At 69.7% G+C, this 25,633-nt stretch carries 23 protein-coding genes; 18 read left to right on the top strand and 5 right to left on the bottom strand.

Features of this window, described 5'->3' with window-relative positions; all coding sequences use genetic code 11:
* Window positions 1–102 precede the first annotated feature (102 nt).
* Window positions 103–900, top strand: a complete 798-nt coding sequence (locus ACQE3C_RS07660; protein WP_434538589.1) for a TrmH family RNA methyltransferase — start codon at window positions 103–105, stop codon at window positions 898–900.
* Between the two features lie 13 nt (window positions 901–913).
* The gene (locus ACQE3C_RS07655; protein WP_434538588.1) at window positions 914–1,894 is read left to right on the top strand and encodes a hypothetical protein; all 981 of its coding nucleotides are present in this window, start codon (window positions 914–916) and stop codon (window positions 1,892–1,894) included.
* Here the strand turns inward: ACQE3C_RS07655 and def are convergent.
* The 3 genes from def to ACQE3C_RS07640 are packed head-to-tail and all read right to left on the bottom strand — an operon-like array spanning window position 1,793 to window position 4,671.
* Window positions 1,793–2,365: a peptide deformylase gene (gene def, locus ACQE3C_RS07650; RefSeq protein WP_434538587.1), complete on the bottom strand. Its 573-nt coding sequence runs from the start codon at window positions 2,363–2,365 to the stop codon at window positions 1,793–1,795. The genes ACQE3C_RS07655 and def overlap by 102 nt on opposite strands.
* Window positions 2,362–3,603 carry an amidohydrolase gene (locus ACQE3C_RS07645; protein WP_434538586.1) on the bottom strand — a complete coding sequence of 414 codons (1,242 nt, stop codon included), beginning with the start codon at window positions 3,601–3,603 and terminating at the stop codon, window positions 2,362–2,364. Before ACQE3C_RS07645 ends, def begins: the two co-directional genes overlap by 4 nt.
* 48 nt (window positions 3,604–3,651) lie before the next feature.
* Window positions 3,652–4,671 (bottom strand): lactonase family protein, encoded by a 1,020-nt coding sequence (locus tag ACQE3C_RS07640; RefSeq protein ID WP_434538585.1) that lies wholly within the window; start codon window positions 4,669–4,671, stop codon window positions 3,652–3,654.
* A gap of 81 nt (window positions 4,672–4,752) precedes the next feature.
* On the opposite strand from ACQE3C_RS07640, the gene ACQE3C_RS07635 reads away from it, so the two are divergent.
* Window positions 4,753–5,664, top strand: coding sequence for a tyrosine recombinase XerC (locus tag ACQE3C_RS07635; protein WP_434538584.1), 912 nt, complete (start codon window positions 4,753–4,755; stop codon window positions 5,662–5,664).
* A gap of 37 nt (window positions 5,665–5,701) precedes the next feature.
* Here the strand turns inward: ACQE3C_RS07635 and ACQE3C_RS07630 are convergent, their stop codons facing one another.
* Window positions 5,702–6,691 carry a M23 family metallopeptidase gene (locus ACQE3C_RS07630; RefSeq protein WP_434538583.1) on the bottom strand — a complete coding sequence of 330 codons (990 nt, stop codon included), beginning with the start codon at window positions 6,689–6,691 and terminating at the stop codon, window positions 5,702–5,704.
* Window positions 6,692–7,053: 362 nt separating this feature from the next.
* Here ACQE3C_RS07630 and rpsB point away from each other — a divergent pair, with 362 nt between their 5' ends.
* From rpsB to ACQE3C_RS07565, 13 genes are all read left to right on the top strand, one after another.
* On the top strand, window positions 7,054–7,947 hold the full coding sequence (gene rpsB, locus ACQE3C_RS07625; RefSeq protein WP_434538582.1) for a 30S ribosomal protein S2: 894 nt from the start codon (window positions 7,054–7,056) through the stop codon (window positions 7,945–7,947).
* Window positions 7,948–7,991: 44 nt separating this feature from the next.
* The gene (gene tsf / locus ACQE3C_RS07620) at window positions 7,992–8,801 is read left to right on the top strand and encodes a translation elongation factor Ts (protein ID WP_434538581.1); all 810 of its coding nucleotides are present in this window, start codon (window positions 7,992–7,994) and stop codon (window positions 8,799–8,801) included.
* A 121-nt stretch (window positions 8,802–8,922) separates the two neighbouring features.
* Complete coding sequence (gene pyrH / locus ACQE3C_RS07615; RefSeq protein ID WP_434538580.1) at window positions 8,923–9,633, top strand: UMP kinase; 711 nt, start codon at window positions 8,923–8,925, stop codon at window positions 9,631–9,633.
* 183 nt (window positions 9,634–9,816) lie between these two features.
* Complete coding sequence (gene frr, locus ACQE3C_RS07610) at window positions 9,817–10,338, top strand: ribosome recycling factor (protein ID WP_434538703.1); 522 nt, start codon at window positions 9,817–9,819, stop codon at window positions 10,336–10,338.
* A gap of 21 nt (window positions 10,339–10,359) precedes the next feature.
* On the top strand, window positions 10,360–11,250 hold the full coding sequence (locus ACQE3C_RS07605; RefSeq protein ID WP_434538579.1) for a phosphatidate cytidylyltransferase: 891 nt from the start codon (window positions 10,360–10,362) through the stop codon (window positions 11,248–11,250).
* A gap of 151 nt (window positions 11,251–11,401) precedes the next feature.
* Window positions 11,402–12,619: a 23S rRNA (adenine(2503)-C(2))-methyltransferase RlmN gene (gene rlmN, locus ACQE3C_RS07600; RefSeq protein WP_434538702.1), complete on the top strand. Its 1,218-nt coding sequence runs from the start codon at window positions 11,402–11,404 to the stop codon at window positions 12,617–12,619.
* 643 nt (window positions 12,620–13,262) lie between these two features.
* Window positions 13,263–14,435, top strand: coding sequence for an ABC transporter substrate-binding protein (locus ACQE3C_RS07595; protein WP_434538578.1), 1,173 nt, complete (start codon window positions 13,263–13,265; stop codon window positions 14,433–14,435).
* Window positions 14,432–16,390: an ABC transporter permease gene (locus ACQE3C_RS07590; RefSeq protein WP_434538577.1), complete on the top strand. Its 1,959-nt coding sequence runs from the start codon at window positions 14,432–14,434 to the stop codon at window positions 16,388–16,390. The genes ACQE3C_RS07595 and ACQE3C_RS07590 overlap by 4 nt, the downstream gene beginning before the upstream one ends.
* Window positions 16,387–17,301, top strand: a complete 915-nt coding sequence (locus tag ACQE3C_RS07585; protein ID WP_434538576.1) for an ABC transporter ATP-binding protein — start codon at window positions 16,387–16,389, stop codon at window positions 17,299–17,301. Before ACQE3C_RS07590 ends, ACQE3C_RS07585 begins: the two co-directional genes overlap by 4 nt.
* The gene (locus ACQE3C_RS07580) at window positions 17,294–18,022 is read left to right on the top strand and encodes an ABC transporter ATP-binding protein (protein ID WP_434538575.1); all 729 of its coding nucleotides are present in this window, start codon (window positions 17,294–17,296) and stop codon (window positions 18,020–18,022) included. Before ACQE3C_RS07585 ends, ACQE3C_RS07580 begins: the two co-directional genes overlap by 8 nt.
* The gene (locus ACQE3C_RS07575; RefSeq protein ID WP_434538574.1) at window positions 18,019–18,978 is read left to right on the top strand and encodes a uroporphyrinogen decarboxylase family protein; all 960 of its coding nucleotides are present in this window, start codon (window positions 18,019–18,021) and stop codon (window positions 18,976–18,978) included. The genes ACQE3C_RS07580 and ACQE3C_RS07575 overlap by 4 nt, the downstream gene beginning before the upstream one ends.
* The gene (locus ACQE3C_RS07570) at window positions 18,975–20,906 is read left to right on the top strand and encodes an FAD/NAD(P)-binding protein (protein ID WP_434538573.1); all 1,932 of its coding nucleotides are present in this window, start codon (window positions 18,975–18,977) and stop codon (window positions 20,904–20,906) included. Before ACQE3C_RS07575 ends, ACQE3C_RS07570 begins: the two co-directional genes overlap by 4 nt.
* Window positions 20,903–21,592, top strand: a complete 690-nt coding sequence (locus ACQE3C_RS07565; protein WP_434538572.1) for an SDR family oxidoreductase — start codon at window positions 20,903–20,905, stop codon at window positions 21,590–21,592. Before ACQE3C_RS07570 ends, ACQE3C_RS07565 begins: the two co-directional genes overlap by 4 nt.
* Window positions 21,593–21,616: 24 nt before the next feature.
* Here the strand turns inward: ACQE3C_RS07565 and ACQE3C_RS07560 are convergent, their stop codons facing one another.
* Window positions 21,617–22,762, bottom strand: a complete 1,146-nt coding sequence (locus tag ACQE3C_RS07560) for an LOG family protein (protein ID WP_434538571.1) — start codon at window positions 22,760–22,762, stop codon at window positions 21,617–21,619.
* 181 nt (window positions 22,763–22,943) lie between these two features.
* Here ACQE3C_RS07560 and dxr point away from each other — a divergent pair, with 181 nt between their 5' ends.
* Both dxr and ACQE3C_RS07550 read left to right on the top strand, forming a co-directional pair.
* Window positions 22,944–24,191: a 1-deoxy-D-xylulose-5-phosphate reductoisomerase gene (gene dxr, locus ACQE3C_RS07555; RefSeq protein WP_434538701.1), complete on the top strand. Its 1,248-nt coding sequence runs from the start codon at window positions 22,944–22,946 to the stop codon at window positions 24,189–24,191.
* A complete protein-coding gene (locus tag ACQE3C_RS07550) occupies window positions 24,188–25,474 on the top strand; it encodes a M50 family metallopeptidase (protein ID WP_434538570.1) in 1,287 nt (428 codons plus the stop codon). Before dxr ends, ACQE3C_RS07550 begins: the two co-directional genes overlap by 4 nt.
* The last annotated feature ends 159 nt before the right edge of the window (window positions 25,475–25,633 follow it).

The following is a 25,633-nucleotide window of genomic DNA, read 5'->3' as shown; positions in this document are numbered from 1 at the left end:
CACTAAAACCCCGATCAGCCATCCGTTGACGCACCCCCCAAACGCAGACACCGGCCGGTCAGGACGAGGGCAGCACGCGGGCGGCCCCACTAGAGTGCTCGGGTGGCCACGCTGTTTGAGATCACCGACCCGGCCGATGCCCGACTGGGTGACTACGTGAGGCTGCGCGAGACCCAGTTGCGCCACAGCATCGAGTCGGAGCACGGCCTGTTCATCGCCGAGGGCCACAAGATCATCGAGCGTGCGCTCGAGGCCGGCTTCGCCCCGCGCTCATTGATGCTGGCCCCGCGGTGGTGGGACGGGCTGCGTGACCTGGTCGAACCGCTGGACGTGCCGGTCTACCTCGTCGATGAGGCGCTGGCCGAACAGGTCACCGGCTTCCATGTGCACCGCGGTGCACTGGGTTCGTTCCACCGGCGCCCAACGGCCCGGGTGGAGGACCTGCTCGGCATGCGACGCCTGGTGCTGGTCGAGGAGATCGTCGACCACACGAACCTGGGGGCCATCATCCGCTGCACCGCCGGCCTCGGCTGGGACGGGCTGCTGCTGTCGCCCCGATCGGCCGACCCGCTGTACCGCCGGTCGGTCAAGACCGCCATGGGCACCGTCTTCAGCCTGCCCTGGGCCCGGATGGGAGGCGATGACGACCTCGTCCGCCTGCGCGAAGCCGGGGTCGTGCTGGTAGCGCTCGCGCTGAGCGACGAGGCTGTCGAGCTCACCGAGGTGCCTGCGTTGGTGGGGGACCGGCCGGTCGCGATGATGCTCGGCACCGAGGGTGCCGGCCTGAGCCGCACCTGGCTGGCAGCGGCCGACATCGTGGCCACCATCCCGATGGCCCGCGGGGTCGATTCCCTCAACGTGGCTGCTGCCGCGGCGATCGGTTGCCACGTGCTCGCCTGACACAATGACTCCCGTGGCCGACCCGAGACCCAGACTGCGCTACAGCGAGTTCTCGACCCCGGCCCTGCCGAGGATCGTCGAACACGTCGTCTGGTACCTGCTCTACGGCGCCCTGATCACGTTCCTGGTGGTGCTGGTCTGCCTCCTGGTCCTGGAGGAGGGGGCGATCGAGCTGGCCCGGCCCTGGCGCCAGTTCGATGCCCTGGCCCGGTACAGCATCGGCATCGTCACCCTCGTCGCGATCGCGTTGATCCCACCGGCCGTGGCCGCCACCCACTGGGCGGACCTGGCCACCCGCCGGGCGATCGAGGCGCAGGCGGAGGACTTGCCCGGCCTGGTCGCCACCCCCGCCCAGCTGAAGCGCGACCCGGAGGACTCCCGCGCCAACCTCAGGGTCACGCTGATCGTCTACTGCGTCGGCCTGCTCGTCGTCGGGGCGTTCCTGTTGATCTTCGGCCTGGTCAGCCTGGCCGACGACGTGCCCGGCTCGATGCAGGGTGTCGTCATCGGCGCGGTCGGGGTGGTGCTCGGGGTGATCTGCGGTGCCCTCACCCTGCGGGTACGCACGCCGTTCACCCGCACCACGCCACGCAAGACGTGGTCCTCGGACGTCTCCCTGGTCAGGCAGGCGGCAGGCCGCGAACCTGTTCAGTGCCTGGATCGTGGGCCCGATGCTGGTCGGCGCCACCTGGCTGTTGGTGGGCAGCGTCGGCCACACCATCTACGCCGAGCATGCCAGCATCGGCTGGGCCCTGCTGCAGGCCGGGATCGTGCTGCTGGCCGGGTTCGTGGCCTGCACGATCATGGACCACCTCCACGACCCGGCCACCAGGGAACGGATCAGGCAGGCGTGGCCGGTGAGCAGCGAGTCACGCAACCACGGCTCACGGCCTCAGAGCTCGTGACGCTTGAGCTTGGGGGTGACCGGCCAGTCGTCCGGGTAGAGCTTGACCAGCTCGGCGTGCTGTTCGTCCAGCTTCCTGCGCACCCGTGAGGACAGTTTGTCGCCGAACACGGTGCCATTGCAGTGGTCGGTCTCGTGCTGCAGGCAGCGGGCCAGCAGACCGGTGCCGACGACGGTGACGGGGTTGCCGTGCTCGTCCTGGCCGGTGCAGGTGGCCTTGTCGGGCCGCGCCAACGGCTGGTAGGCACCCGGGAAGGACAGGCAGCCCTCCTCGGCGGACTCCATGTTGCGGTCGCGGCCCTCGGGCACGACCGTCACCGGGTTGCACACCACGCCGCGGCGACGCACCTGGTTCTCGTCGGGGCAGTCGTAGACGAAGATCGACAGGTTGCGCCCGACCTGGGTGCCGGCCAGGCCGACGCCCTCGGCCGCCTCCATGGTGGCGAACATGTCAGCCACCAGCTGGTGCAGTTCCTCATCGAAGCTGGTCACCGGCTCGGTGACCTCGTGCATGACCGGTTCGCCCCAGCGGGTGATCGGCAGGATTCGGCCCTCGCTCATCGGCGCTCTCTTCCGGGTTCGGCAACGGTGGTGCCCAGCGTGCTGTACGGGTCGAGGGTGATGCCCTCAGCCGTGGAGTCATCGTAGTGGTAGACCCGGCGCCCATCGATCCACACCGCGGTGGCGCGGCTGGTGGCCGCCAGCGGGTCACCGCTCCACAGCACCAGGTCGGCGTCCTTGCCGACCTCGATCGAGCCGACCCGGTCGGCCAGGCCCATGATCTCGGCCGCCCACAAGGTGATCGACTTCAACGCGGCTTCGCGGTCCAGGCCCTCCTTCACGGCCATCGACGCCTGCAGGTTGAGCATGTTGATCGGGACGACCGGTGCATCGGTGGTGATCGCGATCTTGACCCCGGCGGCGACCAGTCGTCCCGGGTTGGCCACCGAACGGTGGGTCAGCTCCTGCTTGGTGCGGGCGGTGAACAGGGGACCGATCACCACGGGCAGGTTCTTCTCGGCAATGACGTCGGCGATCAAGTGGGCCTCGGTGCCGTGGTTGATGATCAGGTTGTACCCGAACTCCTGCTGCAGGCGCATCGCGGTGGCGATGTCGTCGACGCGGTGGCAGTGCTGGCACCAGGGCATGCCCTCGTCGAGCACCAGCAGCAACGCCTCATTGTTCAGGTCGACGTCGAAGGCCTTGCCGTCACGGATGGCCTCGGCCTTGCGCGCACCGTAGTTGCGGGCGGCGGTGAAGGCCTCACGGATGGCGGTGGCCACCCCTTGGCGGGTCCTGGGGAACTTCTTCTGGTCGGCGCCGTAGAACCGCTTGGGGTTCTCGCCCAGCGCTGACTTCATCGAGACCGGGTGCTTGATGACCATCTCGTCGACGATGCGACCCCACGACTTGATGGCGACCGTCTGGCCGCCGATGGGGTTGGCCGAGCCCGGCTTGACCACGATGGTGGTGACGCCGCCGGACAGGGCATCACGGAAACCCTCATCGGTGGGGTGGATGCCGTCCAGGGCGCGGAAGCGGGCCCCGTTGTGGTCGGTGCCCTCGTTGGTGTCCTCACCGGCCCAGCCGTGGGACTCCTCCATGATCCCGACATGGCCGTGGGCCTCCACCAGCCCGGGGGACAGCCACTGGCCGGCGGCGTCGATGACCTCGGCGTCGGCGGGCACCTCGATGTCGGGGCCGGCTGCGGCGATGCGGCCGTCGGTGATCAGGACCGTGCCGTCGAACGGTTCACCGTTGACCGGTTCCACATGGGCGTTGGTGATGGCAATGTTCATACAGCCGAACCTACTGCCCGTCGCCCCGACCGGGCCAACGGGGGCGCCTCAGGAGTCGATGCGGTCGCCGAACAACAGCGCCATGGGCGCGGCCACCGTGAACGGATCACCGGCCACCAGCCCGTGCTCGGTCTCGATGAAGGCACGCACCTCGTTGCCGGCCTTCAACGCCGTCCAGACGTTCACCGGGGACGAGTCGGGGCTCAGCACCAGGTCACGCACCCCGGCGCCGATCGTCGGGTGCTCGGTGAACGCACCCACGGTGGCGTCCGGCTGCCAGTCCATCAGTGACAGGGTGTCGACGTTGCGCTGGCCCACCCACAGCCGGTCGCGCTGGTCGAGCCTGATGCCCGAAGGCTGCGCGGTGGGCTCGGACGAGCCGGGGAAGACGCCGACGAGTTCGTCATGGCCCTCCAGGTCGAGCCGGACGACGGCGACCTCGCCGGTGAGTTCACCGGCGATGGCCACCTCGACACCCTCGTTGCGCTGGCGGGTGACCAGGTGGCGGGGCCCAAAGCCCTGCGGCAGCTGGATCGGCGGGTCCTCAATGAATCGGTTGTCGACCACCTGCAGGCGGCGCACCATGTCGGCGCCCAGGTCGCAGACCAGCAGCTGGTCGTCGGACAGCCAGTGGGTGTGGTGGGCGTGCGGGGCCTGCTGCCGGTCGGGCACGGCGCCACTGGAACCGGTGAACTCGATCAGGTCGAGGGTGTACAGGTCACCCTCGGGATCGGTGCCGAGCAGCGCGACCGACCCCGACGAGTAGTGGGCCACAGCGATGCGGCGCCCGGCCGGGTTGATCGCCAGGTGGCAGGCATCAGCGCCGCCGGTCTGCACCCGGTCGAGCACCTGGGGGCCCTGGTCGGTGAACCGCATGCTCACCACCGAAGAGTCATCGGTGTGCAGCGCGGCGTAGACGATGCCGTCGCGGGTGTCGAGCCAACCGGGGGAGGGCAGGTCCCACGAGCCGGTCTGCTCCACCACGCGGGTGTCGTCCACCTCCAGCCGGATCAGGCCGCCGTGGCCCGTGTCGTCGGTCATGCAGCCCACCCACAGAGTTCGCGTCATGGTCTTGAGGCTAGCGGCCGAGGTGGCCGACACGCCGGGCTCGGCACGGGCGTGGGGTGGCGAATGGGTCATGCTGGGGTGGTGAGCACCCCCGCGCTGACCACCCCGGTGGACGACTTTCTCGACCACCTCGCGCTGCAGCGCTCCGAGCACACCCTGCGGGCCTACCGGGGTGACCTGGCCGACCTGACCGGTTTCGTCACCGAGCGGGGAATTGCCCGGTGGGACCAGGTGTCCCTGCCCGACCTGCGCGCCTGGCTGGGCCGGATGCACCGCGGCGGGGCGGCATCGGCCACCCTGCAACGGCGGACTGCGGCCGTGCGGGTCTTCTACCGCTGGCTGGTGGCCGAAGAACTCGTGGAACAGGACATCGCCGAAGCACTGGCCAGCCCGAAGGTGTCGCGGGCACTGCCCCCCGACCTCGGCCGGGACGACCTGGACACCCTGTTCCGGGCGGCTCTGGACCGTGCCGGTGAACCTGACGCCGGTCCGCTGGGGCTGCGCGATGTGGCACTGCTGGAGGTGCTCTACGGCTCCGGCGCCCGGGTCGCCGAGGTCTGTGGCCTGGACATTGATGACCTCGACCGCGCCCGGGGAACCCTCCGGGTGCTCGGCAAGGGCAACAAGGAACGCACGGTGCCACTGGGGCGCCCGGCCTTCGACGCGGTGGACCGCTGGTTGGCGGTGCGGCCGAAGGTGGCGACCGAGGTGTCCGGGCCGGCGGTGTTCCTGGGGGCCCGTGGCGGGCGCATCAACCAGCGCGTGGTGCGCCGCGTCGTCCATGAACGCCTTGAGGCTGTCCCGGACGTGCCGCAGTTCGGCCCCCACGGGCTGCGCCATGCGATGGCCACCCACCTGCTCGAGGGTGGGGCCGACCTGCGGTCGGTGCAGGAGATGCTGGGCCACGCGTCGCTGGCCACCACCCAGATCTACACCCATGTCAGCTCCGAACGGCTGCGTGCGGCGTTCACCCGGGCGCACCCGCGAGCCTGAGTGCAGCCGGGGCACGGGTCGTCGGTCACGAGGTGCCTCACAGGGGGTTGACCACCCGACCGTCCTGCCAGGCCATGAAGTGCAGGTGGCAGCCGGTCGAGTACCCGCTCGAACCGACCGTGCCCAGGAACCCACCGGCACCCACCTGCTGGCCGACCCGGACGCCGGACCCACCGAGGTGGGTGTACCCGTGGCGCCTGCCGCCACCCACCTCGACAATGACCCGGTTGCCGTAGGCCGGGTGCTGGTCGACCAGCACCACCGTGCCGGCTCCGACCGCCCGCACCGGGGTGCCGCAGGGGGCCCCGAAGTCGACCCCGTCGTGCAGCTTCCACACCTTCAGGATCGGGTGGAACCGCATCCCGAACGGGCTGGTCACCGGCCCGGACACCGGGATCCCGCCACCGGCCGCCCCGCCGGGCTGGGGGACCAGCGCTGCTTGCGGCGGGCGTGGCTCGGCCGACAGCGGCAGCAGCCGGACGGGGCCGGAGGATGAAGCAGTCGCCGCCAGGTGCAGCATCGGGTCGTAGTACTGGCCGCCGCGCCGCAGGCCCCAGTGCAGACCGGTGCCGTGGCCGCCGCTCGACAAGGTGCCCAGCAGTTCACCCGCTTCGACCCGAGCACCGGTGGTGACCTGGGCGTGGAGCGGTTCGTAGGTGGTGTCGACGCCGTTGCCGTGGTTGATCGTCACCACCCCTCGTCCGGCGACCATGCCGGCAAAGGTGACCACCCCGGCGGCACCGGCGCGCACCGGCTGCCCGATGCCGGCCGCCAGGTCCACCCCGCGATGACCGGGGCCGTACTGGGTCAGCGGTCGCTGGAACGCCCTGAGGACACCCCCGTCCACCGGTGGCAGCAGGCTGATGCCGGCCAGTCGCTCCTCGGCCAGGGCCGGTGGTGGTGGCGCGGTGACCAGAACGCCGAGAAGGCTGGCCAGCACGGCGACCAGCACCACGGCGCAGCGCCCCACCCGGGTGGTGGCGCCCTCGTCAGGTTCATGGTTGTCCACGTGTTCATGGGTGTGCACGTCACGGTTGTGGGTGCCGAGGGGCCGCAATGACCAAACGGACAACACCTCGTCCACGGATGCGCAAGTTCCGCCCCCGACGCACCGCCGGCAGGGACGTTCCCGGGCAGGAACCTGCGCATCCGGCGGGGGGCGGACGCGATTGGCGCAGGTTGGGCCGGCCTGCCTAGAATGACCCCAGCGGGTCGAGCAATCGATCCGACTTCACCGTGCAGAAATCTGGCCATCCCGTCGGTCCCGCGCCGTGCTCCGTCAAGGACACCACCGGGTGGGGTGGGCACTGCACCAGGCAGCGTCGAACCCTCGACGCGACGTAACCCTCGGGGCTGGCCGTGCCGTGCCCCCATACGAAAGGACCGGCCATGGCCGTCGTCACCACCCGTCAGCTGCTTGAGAGCGGCGTCCACTTCGGACACCAGACTCGCCGCTGGAACCCCAAGATGAAGCGCTTCATCTTCACCGAGCGCAACGGCATCTACATCATCGACCTGCAGCAGTCGCTGGCCCACATCGACAAGGCCTACGCCTTCGTCCGTGAGACCGTCGCCCGCGGCGGCCAGGTGCTGTTCGTCGGCACCAAGAAGCAGGCCCAGGAGGCCGTCGCCGAGCAGGCCACCCGCGTGGGCATGCCCTACGTCAACCAGCGTTGGCTGGGCGGCATGCTGACCAACTTCCAGACCGTCATCAAGCGCGTCCAGCGCCTGAAGGAGCTCGAGGGCATGGACCTCGAGAACCCGGTCGCCGGTGGCCTGACCAAGAAGGAACTGCTCGGCCTCAAGCGTGAGTCGGAGAAGCTGGGCAAGACCCTCGGCGGCATCCGCGACATGACCCGCCTGCCCCAGGCCGTGTGGATCGTCGACACCAAGAAGGAGCACCTCGCCGTTGACGAGGCCCGCAAGCTGCGCATCCCGGTGATCGGCATCCTCGACACCAACTGCGACCCGGACGAGGTCGACTTCCCGATCCCCGGCAACGACGACGCCATCCGTTCGGTCGCCCTGCTGACCCGCATCGTGGCTGACGCCGCCGCTGACGGCCTGCTGGCCCGTTCCGGCCAGGCCGCCGACGGCGCCGAGTCCGAGCCGCTGCCCGACTGGGAGCGCGACCTGCTCGCCGGCCAGCAGGCCGACGACCAGCCCGCCGCCGTGGCCCCCGCCGCTGAGGAGGCTCCGGTCGCCGAGGCTGCCGCTGAGGAAGCTCCCGCTGCTGAGGCTGCCGCTGAGGAAGCCCCCGCCGAGGAGACCCCCGAGGCCTGAGTCAGACCTTCCGCCCCACGACTCACGACAAAGATTGGAAATCCATGGCAATCACTGCTGCCGACGTGAAGAAGCTCCGCGACGCCACCGGCGCCGGAATGATGGACGCCAAGAAGGCCCTCACCGAGGCTGACGGCGATTTCGACAAGGCCATCGAGGTGCTGCGCGTCACCGGCGCAGCCAAGGCCGCCAAGCGCTCCGACCGTGAGGCCAGCAACGGCCTCGTGGCCGCCAGCGGCAAGGCCCTGATCCAGCTCGGCGCCGAGACCGACTTCGTCGCCAAGAACGAGGAGTTCGTGGCCCTGGCCGACGCCATCGCCGTGGCCGTCGACACTGCCCAGGCCAAGGACGTCGAGGCCGCCAACGCCGCCCAGCTGGCGTCGGGCCAGACCGTGGCCGAGGCCGTCAACGAGCTCGCCATCAAGATCGGCGAGAAGCTCGAGCTGTCCAACGCCACCTGGGCCGAGGGCAACGCCCACGTCTACCTCCACCGTCGCAGCCAGGACCTGCCCCCGCAGGTCGGCGTGCTGGTCGAGTACGAGGGTGACGACGAGGAGCTCGTGCACAGCGTTGCGCTGCAGATCGCTGCCATGAACCCGTCCTACGTCACCCGCGAGGACGTCCCGGCCGAGGCCGTCGAGAACGAGCGTCGCATCGCCGAGGCCACCGCGCGCGAGGAGGGCAAGCCCGAGCAGGCCCTGCCCAAGATCGTCGAGGGCCGCGTCAATGGGTTCTTCAAGGACGTCGTCCTGGTCGACCAGCCGGCCGTGTCCAACGACAAGCAGACCGTCGGCAAGCTGCTCGAGGCTGCCGGTGTGACCGTGAAGAAGTTCGCCCGCTTCTCGGCTGCCTGAGTCACAGCACCACCACAGCGGCCCCGCCTCTTTGCGCCAGACGCGAGGGGCGGGGCCGCTCGTCGTCCGGGGGCAAATCGCGATAGGATTTCGCGAGCGCTCAGCACCCAAAGGAGAACACATGCCCCAGGCCTACAACCGCGTCCTGTTGAAACTATCCGGTGAGGTCTTCGGTGGCGGCCAGCTCGGGGTCGACCCGACTGTCGTCTCGTCCATCGCCCGGCAGATCGCCGAGGTGGTGGCCAACGGCACCCAGGTGGCGATCGTGGTCGGTGGCGGCAACTTCTTCCGCGGCGCTGAGCTGCAGCAACTGGGCTTCGAACGCGACCGTGCCGACTACATGGGCATGCTCGGCACCGTGATGAACTGCCTGGCCCTGCAGGACTTCTGCGAGAAGGCCGGGGTTGCCACCCGCGTGCAGACCGCCATCACCATGGGCCAGGTCGCCGAGCCCTACATTCCCCGCCGCGCCGAGCGCCACCTCGAGAAGGGCCGCGTGGTCATCTTCGGCGCCGGCTCCGGCATGCCGTACTTCTCCACCGACACCGTCGCCGCCCAGCGCGCCCTCGAGATCGGCGCCGACGTGCTGCTGATGGGCAAGCAGGGCGTGGACGGGGTCTACGACGCCGACCCCAACACCAACCCGGACGCCACCAAGTTCGACCAGCTGAGCTTCGACGAGTACCTCAACCGCGACCTCAAGATCGCCGACGCCACCGCCATCAGCCTGGCCCGCGACAACAAGCTGCGGATGGTCTTCTTCAACCTCGACACCGAGGGCAACATCGCCCGCGCGATCGCCGGCGAGCCCATCGGCACCACCGTCAGCTGACCCCGGCACCCCGCCCGGGTCCCATCCGGACAGCACCCGCCCGGCCCCGCTGGGCGGGTGTCGTCCTGCGGTGGTCGTGTGGGCGGTAGGCTGCTGGTTGATGCCTGTGATGATGCAGGCCGCACCCACCACCCGGAAGGAAAGACCGTGATCGCAGGAATCACCGCGGACGCCGAGTCGAAGATGAAGGCCACCGTCGAGCACGCGCAGGAAGAGTTCGCGGCCATCCGGACCGGGCGCGCCCACCCCGCCATGCTCAACAAGATCACCGCCGACTACTACGGCGCCCCGACCCCGTTGCAGCAGCTGGCCACCTTCCAGATCCCCGAGGCCCGCACCATCATGATCACCCCCTTCGACCGCTCCGCCATGAGCGCCATCGAAAAGGCGATCCGTGATTCCGACCTCGGCGCCAACCCGTCGAACGACGGCAACGTCATCCGGGTGACCCTGCCGGCCCTCACCGAGGAACGCCGCAAGGACTACACCAAGATGGCCAAGCAGAAGGCTGAGGAGGCCCGCGTCTCGGCCCGCAACATCCGCCGCTCCGCCATCGACCAGCTCAAGAAGCTGCAGAAGGACAAGGAGATCTCCGAGGACGACCTGCACGGCGCTGAGAAGAGCCTCGACGCGGTCACCAAGAAGTACACCGACCAGATCGACGAACTGCTCAAGGGCAAGGAAGCCGAACTGCTCGAGGTCTGATCCTCGAAGGACCGGCACCCCATGAGCCAGGAGCACATCGAGCCGCAGCTGCTGAACGACCCGCCCAAACCTGCGAGCAGGGCGGGCCGCAACCTGCCGGCAGCCATCACGGTGGGCGTCGTCCTCGGCGCGGTGCTCGTGTTCACCCTGGGCTGGTGGCACTGGGGGTTTACCCTGCTGGTGGCCACGGCCCTGTGCCTGGGCGCCAAGGAACTGCACAGCGCCCTGCTGCGGGTGGGCCTGCACGCCGCGATCGTGCCCATCATCATCGGCACCATCGCGATCCAGGTGGGGTCATACTTCGTCAGCCTCTACCCGGACGCCGGGCTGGGCGCCGCGCCGACCCTGCTGGCGCTGCTGTGCCTGACCGTGCTCGCCGCCCTGATCTGGCGCCTGCCCGGGGGCCCGCAGGGCTTCGTCATGGACGCCGCCGGCAGCCTGTTCATCATCGGCTACGTCGCCCTGCTCGGTGCCACCGTGCCCCTGATGCTGGGCGGTGAGCTGGGGCGCGAACGCGTGATTGCCTTCATCGCCTGCGTGGTGGCCAACGACATCGGCGGCTACGTGCTCGGGGTGCTGTTCGGCAGGCACAAGATGGCGCCGGTGATCTCACCCAAGAAGACCTGGGAGGGGTTGGCTGGTTCGGTGCTGTTCGCCGTGCCGACCGGCATCCTGCTGGCCACCTGGCTGCTCGACTCGTCGTGGTGGGTGGGTGCCGTGCTGGGCCTGACCATGGTGGTGACCGCCACCGCCGGTGACCTGATCGAGTCGATGGTCAAGCGCGACGTCGGCATCAAGGACATGTCCAGCTTCCTGCCCGGCCACGGGGGAGTGATGGACCGGCTCGACTCGCTGCTGCTCAGCGCCCCGGTGGCCTGGCTGGTGCTCTACCTGACCGTGCCCGGCGGCTGAGCCGACCCACCCACTAGGAGCAATCGTGAACAGCACCGCCCAACTGGGGGAGATCCCCGAAGAGCAGTCCGGGCCCGGCCACGTCGACCAGCATGTCGGCACTGCGCAGGCCGTGGCGCCCCGGCCCCGCAGCCGCCACCAGCCGCTGCGCATCCCCGAGTCCGAGAACCGGGCCGGACGAGGCCGCAACCATGCCGCCGCGCCGCTGCCCCTGCCCGACCAGCCGCTGGCCGAGCCCGGCAAGGAGCTGCCGCTCGTCTTCAAGGCACCGCGCCGCCGCAAGCCCGACCCCCACTGGATCGACCTCACCCCCGACGAGCGGGTCGCCGCCGTCGAAGGTCGCGGCCACCAGAAGTTCCGCGCCACCCAGCTGTCCCACCACTGGTTCGAACGGCTGGCCCATGACCCGGATGAATGGACCGACCTGCCGGCCAACGCCCGCCAGCAGTTGGCCGACGAGCTGTTCCCCACCCTGCTGACCGAGATCAACCAGCAGCGCGCCGACCGGGGCGCCACCATCAAGACCCTCTGGAAGCTGCACGACGGCTCCCTGGTCGAGTCGGTGCTGATGCGCTACCGCGCCGGCCAGAATTCGGCTGCGCGCACCACCATGTGCGTCTCCTCCCAGGCCGGCTGCGGCATGGCCTGCCCCTTCTGCGCCACCGGTCAGGGTGGGCTGCAGCGCAACATGTCGACCGGTGAGATCGTCATGCAGGTGCTCGACGGGGCGCGGCGGCTCAGCCGCGGGGAACTGCCCGGTGGCCCCGGCCGGGTCAGCAACATCGTGTTCATGGGCATGGGTGAGCCCCTGGCCAATTACAAGGCGGTCGTCGGCGCCGTGCGCACGCTGACCACCCCGGCACCGCACGGCCTCGGCATGAGTGCACGCGGCATCACTGTCTCGACCGTCGGCCTGGTGCCCCGCATCGAGCAATTGGCCGACGAGGGCATCCCGGTGACGCTGGCGCTGTCCCTGCACGCCCCCGACGACGAACTGCGCGACGAACTGGTGCCGATCAACACCCGCTGGAAGGTGGACGAGGTCGTCGACGCCGCCTGGCACTACGCCGAGAAGACCCGCCGCCGGGTGTCCATCGAGTACATCATGATCAAAGACATCAACGACCAGGCCGAACGGGCCGACCGGCTGGCCAAGGTGCTGCAGAGCCGCGGCAAGTGGGGCTGGTTCCACGTCAACCTGATCCCGCTGAACCCCACCCCCGGATCGATCTGGACCGCCTCGGACCCCGCTGTCGAGGCCGAGTTCGTCCGCCGGCTCGAGGCCAGGGGAGTGCCGGTGACGGTGCGCGACACCCGCGGCAGCGACATCGACGGTGCCTGCGGCCAACTCGCCGCCACCGTGGGCTGAGCCCGGACGAGGCCGCCCCCCACCCGGCGACCACCCGGACACCCCAGCGCAAGAACGTGTTCGCTTGTGGCGGAATCGGGCCGACGGCCGCCAGCGGGTGCCCGGGCCCGCGCAGGCGCGCTCGTCCGCCCGAACCGGGCCCGCCATCCCATGGCGGGCAAGGTGAAACCAAGCCCCGCGGCCGTCTATTCCCGGCGCAATCATCCTGTGACAACGTCACGAAACGGCCCGTGTTCAGCGGGCCCGAGGTGGTAAAGACAGCCCGAAACATCGTCTAGTCTTCGTGGCGTCGTCGAACATGTTGAAGGAGGCGCCATGAGCCACAAGCTGGACACCCACCCGGGTGCCGCGATGATGCGTGTGCTCCTGATGCCTGGTTTCTGCCACCCCAGCAGCGACCGCCCCGCCGACGCGCGGCCCGTCTGTTGTCGCTGAGACGGCCTGCCGACCTCGTTGTCGGCGCCGGCCACAGGTCCCACTGACCGCCCAGCAGGGGCGCCCGGGACCTCCCGCCACAAGAACGGCGACCAGCTCATGCCCTGGTCAGCCCCGGTGGCCTCCGCGGGAGGCCGCACAACACTCCAGAGCCCACTTTTTGTGGGCTGAACCCAGCGCACCCGCGCTCGCATGAAGGAACACCCCTATGAACACCACCCCCCTGACCCGTTTCGGACGCCGCGGATTCCTCTTCGGAGCCGCCGGAACCGCCCTGGCGATGAGCGGCTGCTCCGTGCTGCAGGGCAGCGCCGAGAGCACCGGCGCCGCCGATGCCACCGCGATCAAGTTCGGGGTCTCGGCGCCGCGCACCGGCCCGCTGGCCGAGTACGGCAAGTACTACGAGCAGGGTTTCGCGATTGCCCTGGACGTGATCAACGGTGCCGGTGGGATTGACGGCAAGCAGGTCGAGCTCGTCTGGGAGGACTCGCAGTCCGACCCGAAGCAGTCGGTGCCGATCGCGCAGAAGTTCGTGGCCGACAAGTCCATCATCGCCGAGCTCGGTGACTTCAGCTCCGGCGCCTCCATGGCCGCCACCCCGGTCTACCAGCAGGGTGGCCTGGTGCAGTTCGGCTTCACCAACTCCAACCCCGACTTCACTGCCGGCGGCGACAAGGCCTGGACCACCTCGCTGACCCAGGAGAACTACCAGGAGCACTACGTCAAGCTCCTGAAGAAGTACGGCGATTCGGTGGCGGTGTTCTATCAGCAGACCGACTGGGGCAAGACCTCCTTCGAACTGTTCGAGAAGTTCGCCGGCCCCGCCGGGCTCCAGGTGACCTACTCCAGCGCCATCAACCCCGAGTCCCAGGACTTCCGCCCAGTGCTGCTGCGTGCCCTGGACAGCAAGCCGCAGACCGTTGCCCACCTCGGCTACGGCCCCGACGGTGGCCTGCTGGTCAAGCAGCTGCGTGGCCTCGGTTTCACCGGCAAGACGCTGGCCGGCCAGACCACCCCGCAGTTCCTCGAGATCGCCGGGGAGGCCGCCGAAGGTGTCGTGCTGGCCGAGAACTTCACCCTGTCCGACACCTCCAACCCCCGCCAGGTCGAGTTCGTCACCAAGTTCCGCGAGAAGTTCAACATCGACCCGGGTGCCTTCAACCTGTACGCCTACGACGCGCTGCAGGTGCTGGCCAAGGCCGTCAGCATCGGTGGCGCCACCCGCGAGGGCGTCTTCCAGGGCCTCAGCTCCGGTGAGTCCTTCGAGACCGTCCTGCTCGGCGACCTCGTCTTCAGCGACAAGCGCCGCCCCGAGCGGGTCGTCCTCAAGGAGCTTGAGGTCGTCAACGGCGAGTTCGTGAACAAGGGCGTCATCGAATGATCGAAACCCTGTTCGCCGGGTTGATCCATGGCAACTCCTACGCCCTGGTGGCGGTCGGCGTCTCGCTGGTCTTCGGCGTCGCCAACGTCGTCAACTTCGCCCACGGATCCGTCTTCGGGTTCGGGGCGATGCTGGGCTGGTGGTTCCTGGCCGTGCTGCAGTGGCCGTTCTGGTTGGCGGTGGCGGCCGTGCTGGTCGCCACCGCCATTCTCGGGCTGGTGATCAACGCCGTAGCCGTCAAACCATTGTCCAGAGCGCCGGCGATTGCCGCGCTACTGGCCACCTTCGCGGTCTCGATGATCCTCGACAACGTCTCCCAGATCATCTTCGGGCCGCAGTACCGCGCCTTCCCCGAGGCGCTGCCCAACAACAACCTGCAAATCGGCATCCTCAAGTTCGGCACCTCCGACGTGGTGATGTTCGCCATCACCCTGGTCGTGATGACCAGCCTCGCGCTGTTCCTGCGCTTCGGGCGCTACGGACGAGCGATCCGCGCGACCGCCCAGGACCCCGACGCCGCCCGGCAGATGGGCGTCCCGGTCGGACGAGTGCAGGCGCTGTCGTTCGCCATCGCCTCCAGCCTCGGTGGCCTGGCCGGCATCTTCGTGGCGCTGTACACCACCAGCGTCTCGCCGACCTCGCACATCCTCACCGGCATGATCGGCTTCGTCGCCGCCACCATCGGCGGCCTCGGCTCGATCAGCGGTGCCGTGCTGGCCGGGTTCCTGCTCGGCGTCGTGGAGGCCTTCGGCGTCTACTGGCTGGGGGAGGGCATGCGTGACCTGCTCACCTTCGGTGCGCTGCTGGTCATCCTGGTGGTTCGCCCCCACGGCCTGTTCGGCAAGAAATCGGCGATCGCCACCGAACCGATGACCGGCACCTTCTTCGGTGGCGGCACCCCACTACGCCTGGGCAGAAAGAGCTGGACAGTGCTGGGCCTGGTGGCCCTGGTCCTGATTCCCGCGCTGGGCACCGCCCCCTTCCTGGCGGTCGCCTACCAGGTCGTCCTGATGGCGATCGTGGCCGTCCCGATGACCCTGCTGTCCGGCTCGGCCGGGCAGGTCTCCCTCGGGCAGGTCGCACCGCTGGCGGTCGGGGCCTACGCCTCGGCGCTGCTCGCCCTGCACCTCGGCGTGCCCCCACTGCTGGCCGTGCTGCTCGCCGGTGTCATCTCGGCGCTGCTGGTCACCCTGCTGACGCTGCCGATCTGGAAGCTCGGCGGCCACTACATCTCCATCGCCACGCTGGGCGTCGGCTATGTCGTTGTGGCGCTGATCCGGGCGGCGGAGCCGATCACCCGCGGCGCCTACGGCCTGCCGGGCATCCCCCCGCTCAGCATCGGTGGGCACACCCTGTCGCTGCCGCTGGAGTTCTACCTGATCGACCTGGCCTTCCTGCTGCTCGCGCTGTGGGTGACCATGCGCATCCGCAAGTCGCACCTCGGCCTGACCCTGAGCTCGGTGGGCTCCGACCAGGTCGCCGCCCGCTCCCTGGGCGTGCGCACCCGCGACTACAAGGCACTGGCGTTCGCGATCGCCGCGTTCTTCGCCGGTGTCTCGGGCGGGCTGATGGCCCACCAGAACGGTTACATCGACCCGACGCTGTTCCTGATCATGACGTCGGTGCTGGCGCTGACCATCATCGTGCTGGGCGGCATCAACTCGCCCATCGGCGCAGTCTTCGGGGCCGTCGTCCTGGTCGGGTTGCCCGAACTGCTGCGCATCGCCCCCGATGTGCGCATCCTCGGCTACGGCCTGCTGCTGCTGGTCATCATCCGGTTCCGGCCGCAGGGGCTGTTCACCCGCTCCGACAAGGCCCGCGGCAGGGCCCGTGACGAGCAGGGCCCCGGCCCGTCCGGTGTTGGGGACGGCCCCGTCGCTGAACCCGAGCGTCCCAGCCCGGCCCCGGACGGCACCGACGTCCGGGTGCTTGACCTGGAAGGAGCCCGCGCATGAGCCCCGCACTCGAGGTCGTCGGCCTGGACAAGTCCTTCGACGGGGTCCATGCCGTCAACAACGTCAGCTTCAGCATCGAGCCCGGCCAGACGCTGGCCATCATCGGCCCCAACGGGTCGGGCAAGACCACCACGCTGAACCTGGTCACCGGAACCCTCAAGCCCGACGCCGGGCAGGTGCGGCTGGCCGGCCGCGACATCGCCGGGCACAGCCCCGAAGAGGTCGCTGAACACGGCCTGACCCGCACCTTCCAGAACGGTCGCGTGTTCGCCACCCTCACGGTGGCCGACAACATCGAGGTCGGCCTGCATTCGCGGCTCAGCGCCCAGCGGCCGTTCAAGAAGCTGGCCCACCTGCCGGTGCTGCGCTGGCTGCCGCTGCTCGCCGAGGTGGCGGTGGCCCTGGTCACCACCCCCGGGGTGAAGGCCGAACGCGAACAGGTGGCCACCCGCGTCGACAACCAGGTCGGGCGCTTCCGTGAACGCCTCGGCCCCCGCGTCGAGCACCGCACCCACACCCTGTCCTATGCCAACCGCCGCCGCACCGAGATCGCCCGGGCACTGGTCAGTGACCCCGATGTGCTCGTCCTGGACGAGCCCACCGCCGGCATGAACCAGTCCGAGACCGCCGAGGTGCTGCAGCAGCTGCTCGACCTGAAGGCCTCGGGCCAGACGATCCTGCTGGTCGAGCACAAGCTCGACCTGGTGATGACCCTGTCCGACCAGGTGATCGTGATGGACGAGGGCCGCCTCATCGCCGCCGGACGCCCCGAGGACGTGCGCCACGACCCGCGGGTCATCAGTGCCTACCTCGGGCGTCGCCACCAGGCCGAGGAACCCGACGAGGTACTGGTCGTGCACGACCCGCTCGAGGTGGCAGAGCCGACCGAACAGGAGCAGACCCATGACTGACCTGCTGGAACTGCAGGACATCGACGTCTACTACGGCGAAGCCCGCGCCCTCGACCAGGTCAACCTGCGCATCGGTGAAGGTGAGATCGTCTCGCTGCTCGGCGGCAACGCCTCGGGCAAGTCGACCACCATGAAGACCGTGCTCGGCCTGGTCCGGCCCACCGCCGGGAAGGTGCTGTGGAAGGGGGAGGACATCACCGGCTGGCCCACCGCCAAGCGCATCGCCGCCGGGATCGCCTCGGTGCCCGAAGCCCGCCGCGTCTTCCCGCAGATGAGCGTCGAGGACAACCTGCTGGTCGGGGCCTGGAGCCGCGGCCGGGACAAGTCCATCAGCAAGGACCTCGCCGAGCAGTGGGAACGCTTTCCACGGCTGCGTGAACGCCGCCAGCAGGCGGCCGGCACCCTGTCGGGCGGCGAACAGCAGATGCTGGCCTTCGCCCGCGCCTGCATGAGCAGGCCGACCCTGATCTGCATGGACGAACCCACCATGGGCCTGTCCCCGCGGCTGGTCGACGAGGTGCTCGACACCATCGCCCGGCTCAACCAGGAACTCGGCGTCGCCGTGCTGATGGTCGAGCAGATGGCCGAACTGGCGCTCACCATCGCCCACCGCGGCTATGTGCTGACCACCGGCCGGCTCAGCCTCGACGGGACCGCCGAGGAACTCCTGCACGACGAAAAGGTGCAGGAGGCCTACCTGGGCGGGGCACCGGCGCTATGAGTGCATCCGCGAACAACCCCCAGCCGACAACCGCCGGACTGTCGGGGCGGGAACGATTCCTCCGCGCCGCCCGCGGTGAGCAGGTGGACCGGCCGCCGGTCGGGGCCTGGGTGCACTTCGGCACCGCGCTGGCCGACCCGGAACTGACCACCGCCGCGCACCTGTCCTTCCTGCGGGCCCACGACTGGGACTACCTGAAGGTCATGCACGACTACCGGGTGCCCAGCCCCGACCAGGGCACCCTGGCCGCACGGCTCGAGGCATTCGCCACCCTGGGCACCGAGCAGGCCGGTTTCGCCCGGCAGCGCCGGGTGCTCACCGAACTGCGCGGCAGCGTCCCCGACAAGGCGCTGGTCGAGACCCTGTTCTCACCGTTCCAGACGATCATCCGATCGCTGGGGCAGGACGTGGTGCCGCTGCTGCAGGCCGACCCGGGACTCGCCGACGTGGTGATCGGCCGGGTGGCCTACCTGCTCGCCGACTATGCCTCCGGGCTGGTCGGCCTCGGCGTCGACGCGCTGTTCCTGGCGCTGACCGGCGCTTCGAGCGACTGGACCTCCTTCGGGATCACCGCCGAGCAGCATCGCCGCTGGATCGCCCCGCACGACATCACGGTGCTGCAGGCCGCCGCAGGCCTCGTCCGGATTGGACACCTGCACGGCGACGACATCCACCCCGGTGCCTACGATGCTCACCCGCACGAGGTCACCAGCTGGTCCGATGCGGTCTCCCGGCCCACCATCGCCGAGGTGCTCGAGGCCGGGCGCATCCCGCTGCTCGGGCTCGACGAGCGGGCCGCCAGCTACCTGGGTACCCAGCAGGTGCACGAGGCGGTCCTGGCGAAGCGCCGCGAGGCCCGCGACCGGATCATCATCGGACCCAACTGCACCCTGCACACCGACACCAACCCCGACGTGCTCGACGCGCTGCGATCCTCGGTGGAGGTGGCGCTGTGAGCACCGACATCATGGTGGTGGGTGTGGGCCCGCGCGGCACCATCGTCCTGGGACGGCTCGCCGCCCACCTGCGCCACCGGCTCGAGCACGAGCCCGACCGGGTGCCACCCATCCGGCTGCACCTGGTCGAGCCGACCCAGTTCGGGGCCGGTGCCGTCTGGCGCACCGACCAGCCGGCCGACCTGTGCATGAACACCCTCGCGGCCGGCTCCACCCTGTTCACCGACGACTCCTGGACCGGTCCCGGCCCGCAGGCCAGCGGGCCCACCTTCTACGCCTGGGCCCAGTCCGTCACCGACGCCCGCCGCACCGACGACGGGGTCGACCTGTCCGACTTCGCCCACGAACTCGACCAGATGCTGCCCTGGGCCCACCCCAGCCGCGCCCTGTTCGGCCACTACAGCGCGTGGGCCTTCCGACGGGCCGTCGCCGACCTGGTCGACACCGGCCGGGTCAGCGTGGTCGAACACCGCACCCGGGCGGTGGCGCTGCGCGCCAGCGGGGACGAGTACCTGGTCGGCCTGGCCGATGGTGCCGCTGTGCGGGTGGCCGCCGTGGTGTTGGCCCTGGGCTGGGTGCCGGTGCGCCCGGGTGCCGCCGATGCTGACCTGATCGGCCAGGTGGAAGCCGACGATGCCGACGACCTGGTCTGGGTCGGCCCCGATTCGCCGATCGAGCAGGACCTGTCGGCCATCCAGGGTGACCAGCGGGTCCTCGTCCGTGGTCTGGGCATGGGCTTCTTCGACGTCATGTCCCAACTCACCATCGGTCGCGGCGGACGATTCGAGACACTCGATGACTGGTCGAGTGGTGCCGGGCTGGTCTACCGACCGAGCGGGAACGAACCGGTACTGCATGTCGCCAGCGACCGGGGCGTCCCTTTCCTGGCCAAAACCCGCTACGGATCGATGCCGCCCAAGCCGGCCATGAGCAACCTGCGGGCCGCGCTGGCCGCTGCTCCTCGTCCGCTGCCGGTGGCTGAGTTGTGGCCGGCGATCCTGCGCGATTCGATCACCGAGCACGCCCGGGTCCTGGTCCGCACCCGGCCAGACGACCTGACCGACCCCGAGACCCTGGTGCCGGAACTCGACGCCCTGCCGGCCGGGGTCGACCTCGACGAGGTGCGCCGGGTGGCTGCCCGGCACCTCCCTGAGGCGCTGCGATTCGAACCCACCGACTGGGAGGACCCGGCCGCCGCTGTCGAGTTCACCGGCCCCGATGACGTCGATGCCTTCGTCCAGAACCTGCTGACTCGTGACCTCGCCGAGGCTGACCGCGGGCATGACTCGGCGATCAAGGCCGGCCTGTGGGCGATCTCGGTGGCCCGTATGCATGTCGGGCTGTCGTGCACCTTTGACAATGTCGATGCCACCGGCGACCAGGACCTGCGTCGGCTGATGCGCTGGGGTGGCATGCTCGGCTCCGGCCCGCCGGCCTTCCGCAACGAACAACTGTTGGCCCTGTGCGAGGCCGGGCTGGTGCACTTCGTGGGCCCCAGGGTCCAGGTGCGGGTCCGCGACGGCCAGTTCGAGATGTGGTCGCCCCGGGTGCCCGACTCCACGGTCCGCTCCACGGTCCTTGTGGATGCCTGGATGCGCAATCCGCACGCCACCCGCGCCGCCGACCCGCTGGTCGCCGGTCTGCTGGCCAACGGGCTGGCTCGTCCGCTGCGCCGACCCGGGCCGGACGGGGAACCGGTCGACACCGGTTCGGTGGACATCGTCGCCGAGACCGGTGAGGTGATCGGCGCCGACTCACAACCGGTGCCCGGACTGTTCATGATCGGGATCCCGGTCGACGGTGCCCGCCGCGACACCATCCAGGCACCGGTGCCGGGCATCGACTCCAACACCCTGCACGAGGCCGATGCCGTGGCGGCACGGCTGCTCGACCTGGTGGCCGCCCGTGACTTGAAGGAAGCCTCATGAGCCAGCCGATCGCAGTGGTCACTGGTGCCGGGGGAGGGATGGGGCGAGCGATCGTGCTCGACCTGTCCCGCACCCACCAGGTGCATGCTCTGGCCCGGCGCCCCGAGTCAGTGGCCGGCCTGCCCGAGGGCGTGGTCGTCCACCTCGGGGACCTGCGTGACCCGGACTTCCTCGACCAGGTCGCGGCAGCCGCCGGCGAGGTCGACGTACTGGTCAACGCGGCCGCCATCGGTGACCCGATCAGCCTGGCTGACGCCCGCCTCGACGACTGGACCGCCCAGCTGGCCACCAATGTGATCGCGCCGGCCGAACTGACCCGCCGGCTGTTGCCCGGGTTGCGGGCCCGGCAGGGGACCGTGGTCTTCATCGGGTCCGGGGCCGGCACCCGACCGGTGCCCGGCAGCGCCGTGTACACGGCCAGCAAGCACGCCCTGCGCGGGTTGGCCGATGTGCTGCGCATCGACGAGGCGCCGCACCGGCTGCGGGTGGTCACCATCGCCCCGGGCCAGACCGACACCCCAATGCTGCGATCCGGCCACGCCACCACTGGCCGCGAGTACACCCCGGAGCGTTACCTCCGGCCCGAGTCGGTGGCCCGGGCGGTGCGCCACGTGGTCGACGCCCCGGCCGATGTTCAGATCACCGACATGGCGGTGCGTCCCCGGGTCGAGATCAACCGTCTCTGAGCAAGCCCGGCCGCACAGGCGGTCTCAGAGCACCAGTTCGAGGGCTTCGTCCACGGAGTCGGCCAGGTGGATGACCCGACCCATCTCGCGGCCCTCGCCCAGTGCCTCCAGCAGCTGGTGTGCCGGCAACGTCCGGGTCCAGTGCTCGACCCCGACCAGCACCATCGGCGCCGGTTCAGCACCGGCTGGCAGGTAGTAGTTGCCGGTGGCGAACTGGAAGACCTCCTGGACGGTCCCGGCCGCTCCCGGCAGGTAGACCACCCCTCCCCGGCAGCGCTGCAGCAGCACGTCCTCACGGATGGCATTGGAGAAGTACTTGGCGATGTGGCTGGCGAACACGTTGGGCGGCTCGTGGCCGTAGAACCAGGTGGGGATGCCCACCGAGGTGCCGGTGGCCGGCCAGCGGTCCAGCACCTCGAAGGCCTGCTGCGCCCAGGCGGTGATGCCCTGGCCACCCCGCTCGGGCGGGGTGAACCCGGGCACCTCGGCCAACAGGTCAACGGCTTCGTCGAGGACGACCTCGTCCACCGGGCCACCGGGCACGGTCAACCTGGCGCCCAGGTTCGCCGCCTCCATCGCGCCGGGCCCACCGCCGGTCAGCACCACCCGGCCACGCTCGGCCAGCAGGGCGCCCAGCCGGGTCGCGTCCCGGTAGGTCGCGCCACCCCGCTCGGCGGCGTGCCCACCCATGATCCCGACGCAACGTTCCGGAGCCACCTCGGCCAGCAGGTCGTCCAGCGCATCACTGACGCCGTGGTCGTGCAGCGACTGGGCCAGTCGTCCGGCCAGCGAGGTCGCCGCCGGCGACTGGAACCAGGCATAGACCCGTGCGTCCGGGGTCTCGGGGTAGCCGCGATCGAGACCGGCGTAGAGCTCCTCGCTGGTGTGCATGCCGTTGCGGTAGGTGTCGAACGGCAGGTCGGGCAACTGCGGGAAGACGAGGGCGCCACGGGCGAGCAGGCTGTCGGTGTCGGGCTCGGTGAGCTCGCAGCCCAGGAAGATCACCCCTCGGACGTCGGCGCGCCGCAGGGCCGTGCTGCGCCCGGTCAGGTCCAGGGCCTGGACGGCGACCCCTGACTGGGCTCCCGGACGCAGGCAGTCACGCGGGGCGTTGGACTGGTCGGCCGCCCACGCATCGAAGGCGTCCAGGGTGTCGATTTCGAGGTGCACGTCCCGAGCCTAGGGGAGCGGCGCCCCAGCAGGGGCCGGACGCAAGCCCGCCAACCTGCATTCCTTGCGCCGGTGCAGGGTCTGCAGGCTGCTGCCAGGGGTGTGACCTGCATTCCTTGCACCCGTGCAAGGAGTGCACGTTCAGCCCGTGCCGGCCAGCGGCGACCAGGGCCGGGCCACGATGACGTGCCACACTTGGGGGGTGGCAGATCAGCGCAACGTCATCATCCTCGGCAGCACCGGCAGCATCGGCACCCAGGCCGTCGACGTCATCTCAACCAGGCGTGACCAGTTCCGGGTCACCGGGCTGTCCGCCGGTGGCTCCGACATCCCGACCCTGGCCGCCCAGGTGCTCGAACTCGCCCCCGAGGTGGTGGCCCTGGCCCGGCCGACGGTCGTCCAGGACCTGCAGCTCGCCCTCTACGCCGAGGCCAGCAAGCGCGGTTGGAACAAGGGTGACGTGGTGCTGCCGCGCATCATCGCCGGCCCCGACGCCTCGACCGAACTGGCCGCGATGCCCGCTGACGTCGTCCTCAACGGCATCACCGGCTCTGCCGGCCTGCTGCCGACCCTGGCCACCCTGGCCGCCGGCACCACCCTGGCGCTCGCCAACAAGGAATCCCTGGTCATCGGCGGACGACTGGTCACCGGTGCGGCAGCACCCGACCAGATCGTCGCCGTCGACTCCGAGCACTCCGCCTTCGCCCAGGCCCTGCGCGCCGGCCGCAAGGACGAGGTGCGCCGGCTGATCCTGACCGCCTCCGGTGGGCCGTTCCGGGGACGCCGCCGCGACGAGCTCACCGAGGTCACCCCCGAGCAGGCCATGGCGCACCCGACCTGGGCGATGGGACGCGTGATCACCATCAACTCCTCGACCCTGGTCAACAAGGGGCTCGAACTGCTCGAGGCCGGCCTGCTCTACGACGTGCCACTGGACGACGTGGTCGCCGTCGTCCACCCACAGTCGATCGTCCACTCGATGGTGGAGTTCCACGACGGTTCGACCATTGCCCAGGTGTCCCCGCCCGACATGCGCCTGCCCATCGGCCTCGGGCTGACCTGGCCCGACCGGATGGCCGAGGCCGCTCGTCCGAATGACTGGACCCAGGCCGCGACCTGGACCTTCGAACCCCTCGACAACGAGGCCTTCCCGGCCGTCGACCTCGCCCGCCACTGCGGCAAGCTCGGCGGCAGCGCCCCGGCGGTGTTCAACGCCGCCAACGAGGAATGCGTCGATGCGTTCTGCGAGGGCCGGCTCAGCTTCCTGGGCATCGTCGACACCGTCGCCGAGGTGGTCGCCGACCACGTCAACGGCATGGGTGACGGCCACCTGAGCGACGACCAACTCAGCGTCGAGGGCGTCCTGGCCGCCGACGCGTGGGCCCGCACCAGGGCAGGTGAGCGGATCGCCCGGGGGGCCAACGCATGACCGTACTGATCATCGTCGTCTCGGCGATCGGCTTCTTCGCCCTGATCATGGCCTCGATCGCCTTGCACGAGGTCGGCCACATGGTGCCCGCGAAGCTGTTCGGCGTGAAGGTGACCCAGTACTTCGTCGGGTTCGGCAAGACCCTGTGGTCGCGACGCCGCGGTGAGACCGAGTACGGCGTCAAGGCCATCCCGCTCGGCGGCTACGTCAAGCTCGTCGGCATGTACCCACCCGGGAAGCAACACCAGACCAGGCCCGGGCCGATCACCCGGCTGGCCGACTACGCCCGTGAGGCGGAGTACTACGACATCACCCCCGCCGACGACGGCCGGCTGTTCCACCAGAAGAAGACCTGGCAGAAGCTGGTCATCATGTTCGGTGGGCCGTTCATGAACCTGCTGCTCGCCTTCCTGATCATCGGCAGCGTCAACGCCGTGCACGGCCAGTACCGCGCCCAGCTCGAGGTGGCCACCGTCAGCGAGTGCGTCGTCCCGGTCACCCGCGCCGACCGCACCTGCCAGCCGGACGACCCGGTCGCCCCGGCCGCGCAGATGGGCATGGAACCCGGCGACCGGATCGTCTCGCTCAACGGCGTCGCCCCGAAGACCTGGGACGAGTTCTCCGAACTGATCCGCGACAACCGTGACCGGCCGGCCACCGTGGTGGTCGTCCGGGACGGGGAGACCGTCACCCTGCCGACCGTGCCCACCATGATCACCGGGCTCAGTGACAAGCTGAACCCCTCGCGCACCGTCGAGGTCGGTTTCCTCGGGGTCGGGCCCACCTACGAACTGCAGACCACCGGGCCGATCGGCACCGGCCAGGACATGTGGCTGATGACCAAGCAGTCGGTGGTCGGGCTGGTGAACTTCCCGGTCAAGGTGTGGAACGTGGCCGCCGACCTGGTGACGGGGCAACCGCGTGACATCAACGGACCGATGTCAATCGTCGGCGCCAGCCGCACGGCCGGTGAGATCACCGTCGAGGAATCGATCCCCGTCAACGACCGGGTCGCGAGCTGGTTCATGATGCTCGGGTCGGTCAACCTGTTCGTGGCACTGCTGAACCTGGTGCCGCTGATGCCACTGGACGGCGGCCACATCGCCGGGGCCCTGTGGGAAGGGTTGCGCCGGTGGTGGGCGAAGGTGCGCGGACGCGAGGACCCGGGCCACGTCGACACCGCCAAGATGCTCCCGGTCGCCTACCTGGTCGGTGGGTTCCTCGTGCTGGCCGGTGCCGTGTTGATCATCGCCGACATCGTCAGCCCCATGGAACTGTTCTGAGGCCGGGGAGCGGTGCACCCGTGAGGCGACGGCGACGACCGTGAGAACGTCCTGAGAGATTCTTCACCCGTTCGTCACATCGTGGGTCGGGGTCGTCCATAATCCATGGAACCCTCGGCGAAGTCTTGGTGAATGGTCGATGACGACCCGCATTGTCCC

This window comes from Aestuariimicrobium sp. Y1814 (genome assembly GCF_050113895.1).
In the GTDB taxonomy this organism is placed as follows: domain Bacteria; phylum Actinomycetota; class Actinomycetes; order Propionibacteriales; family Propionibacteriaceae; genus Aestuariimicrobium.
The sequence above is the reverse complement of the archived record's forward strand: the minus strand, read 5'-3'. Positions and strand labels throughout refer to the sequence as shown.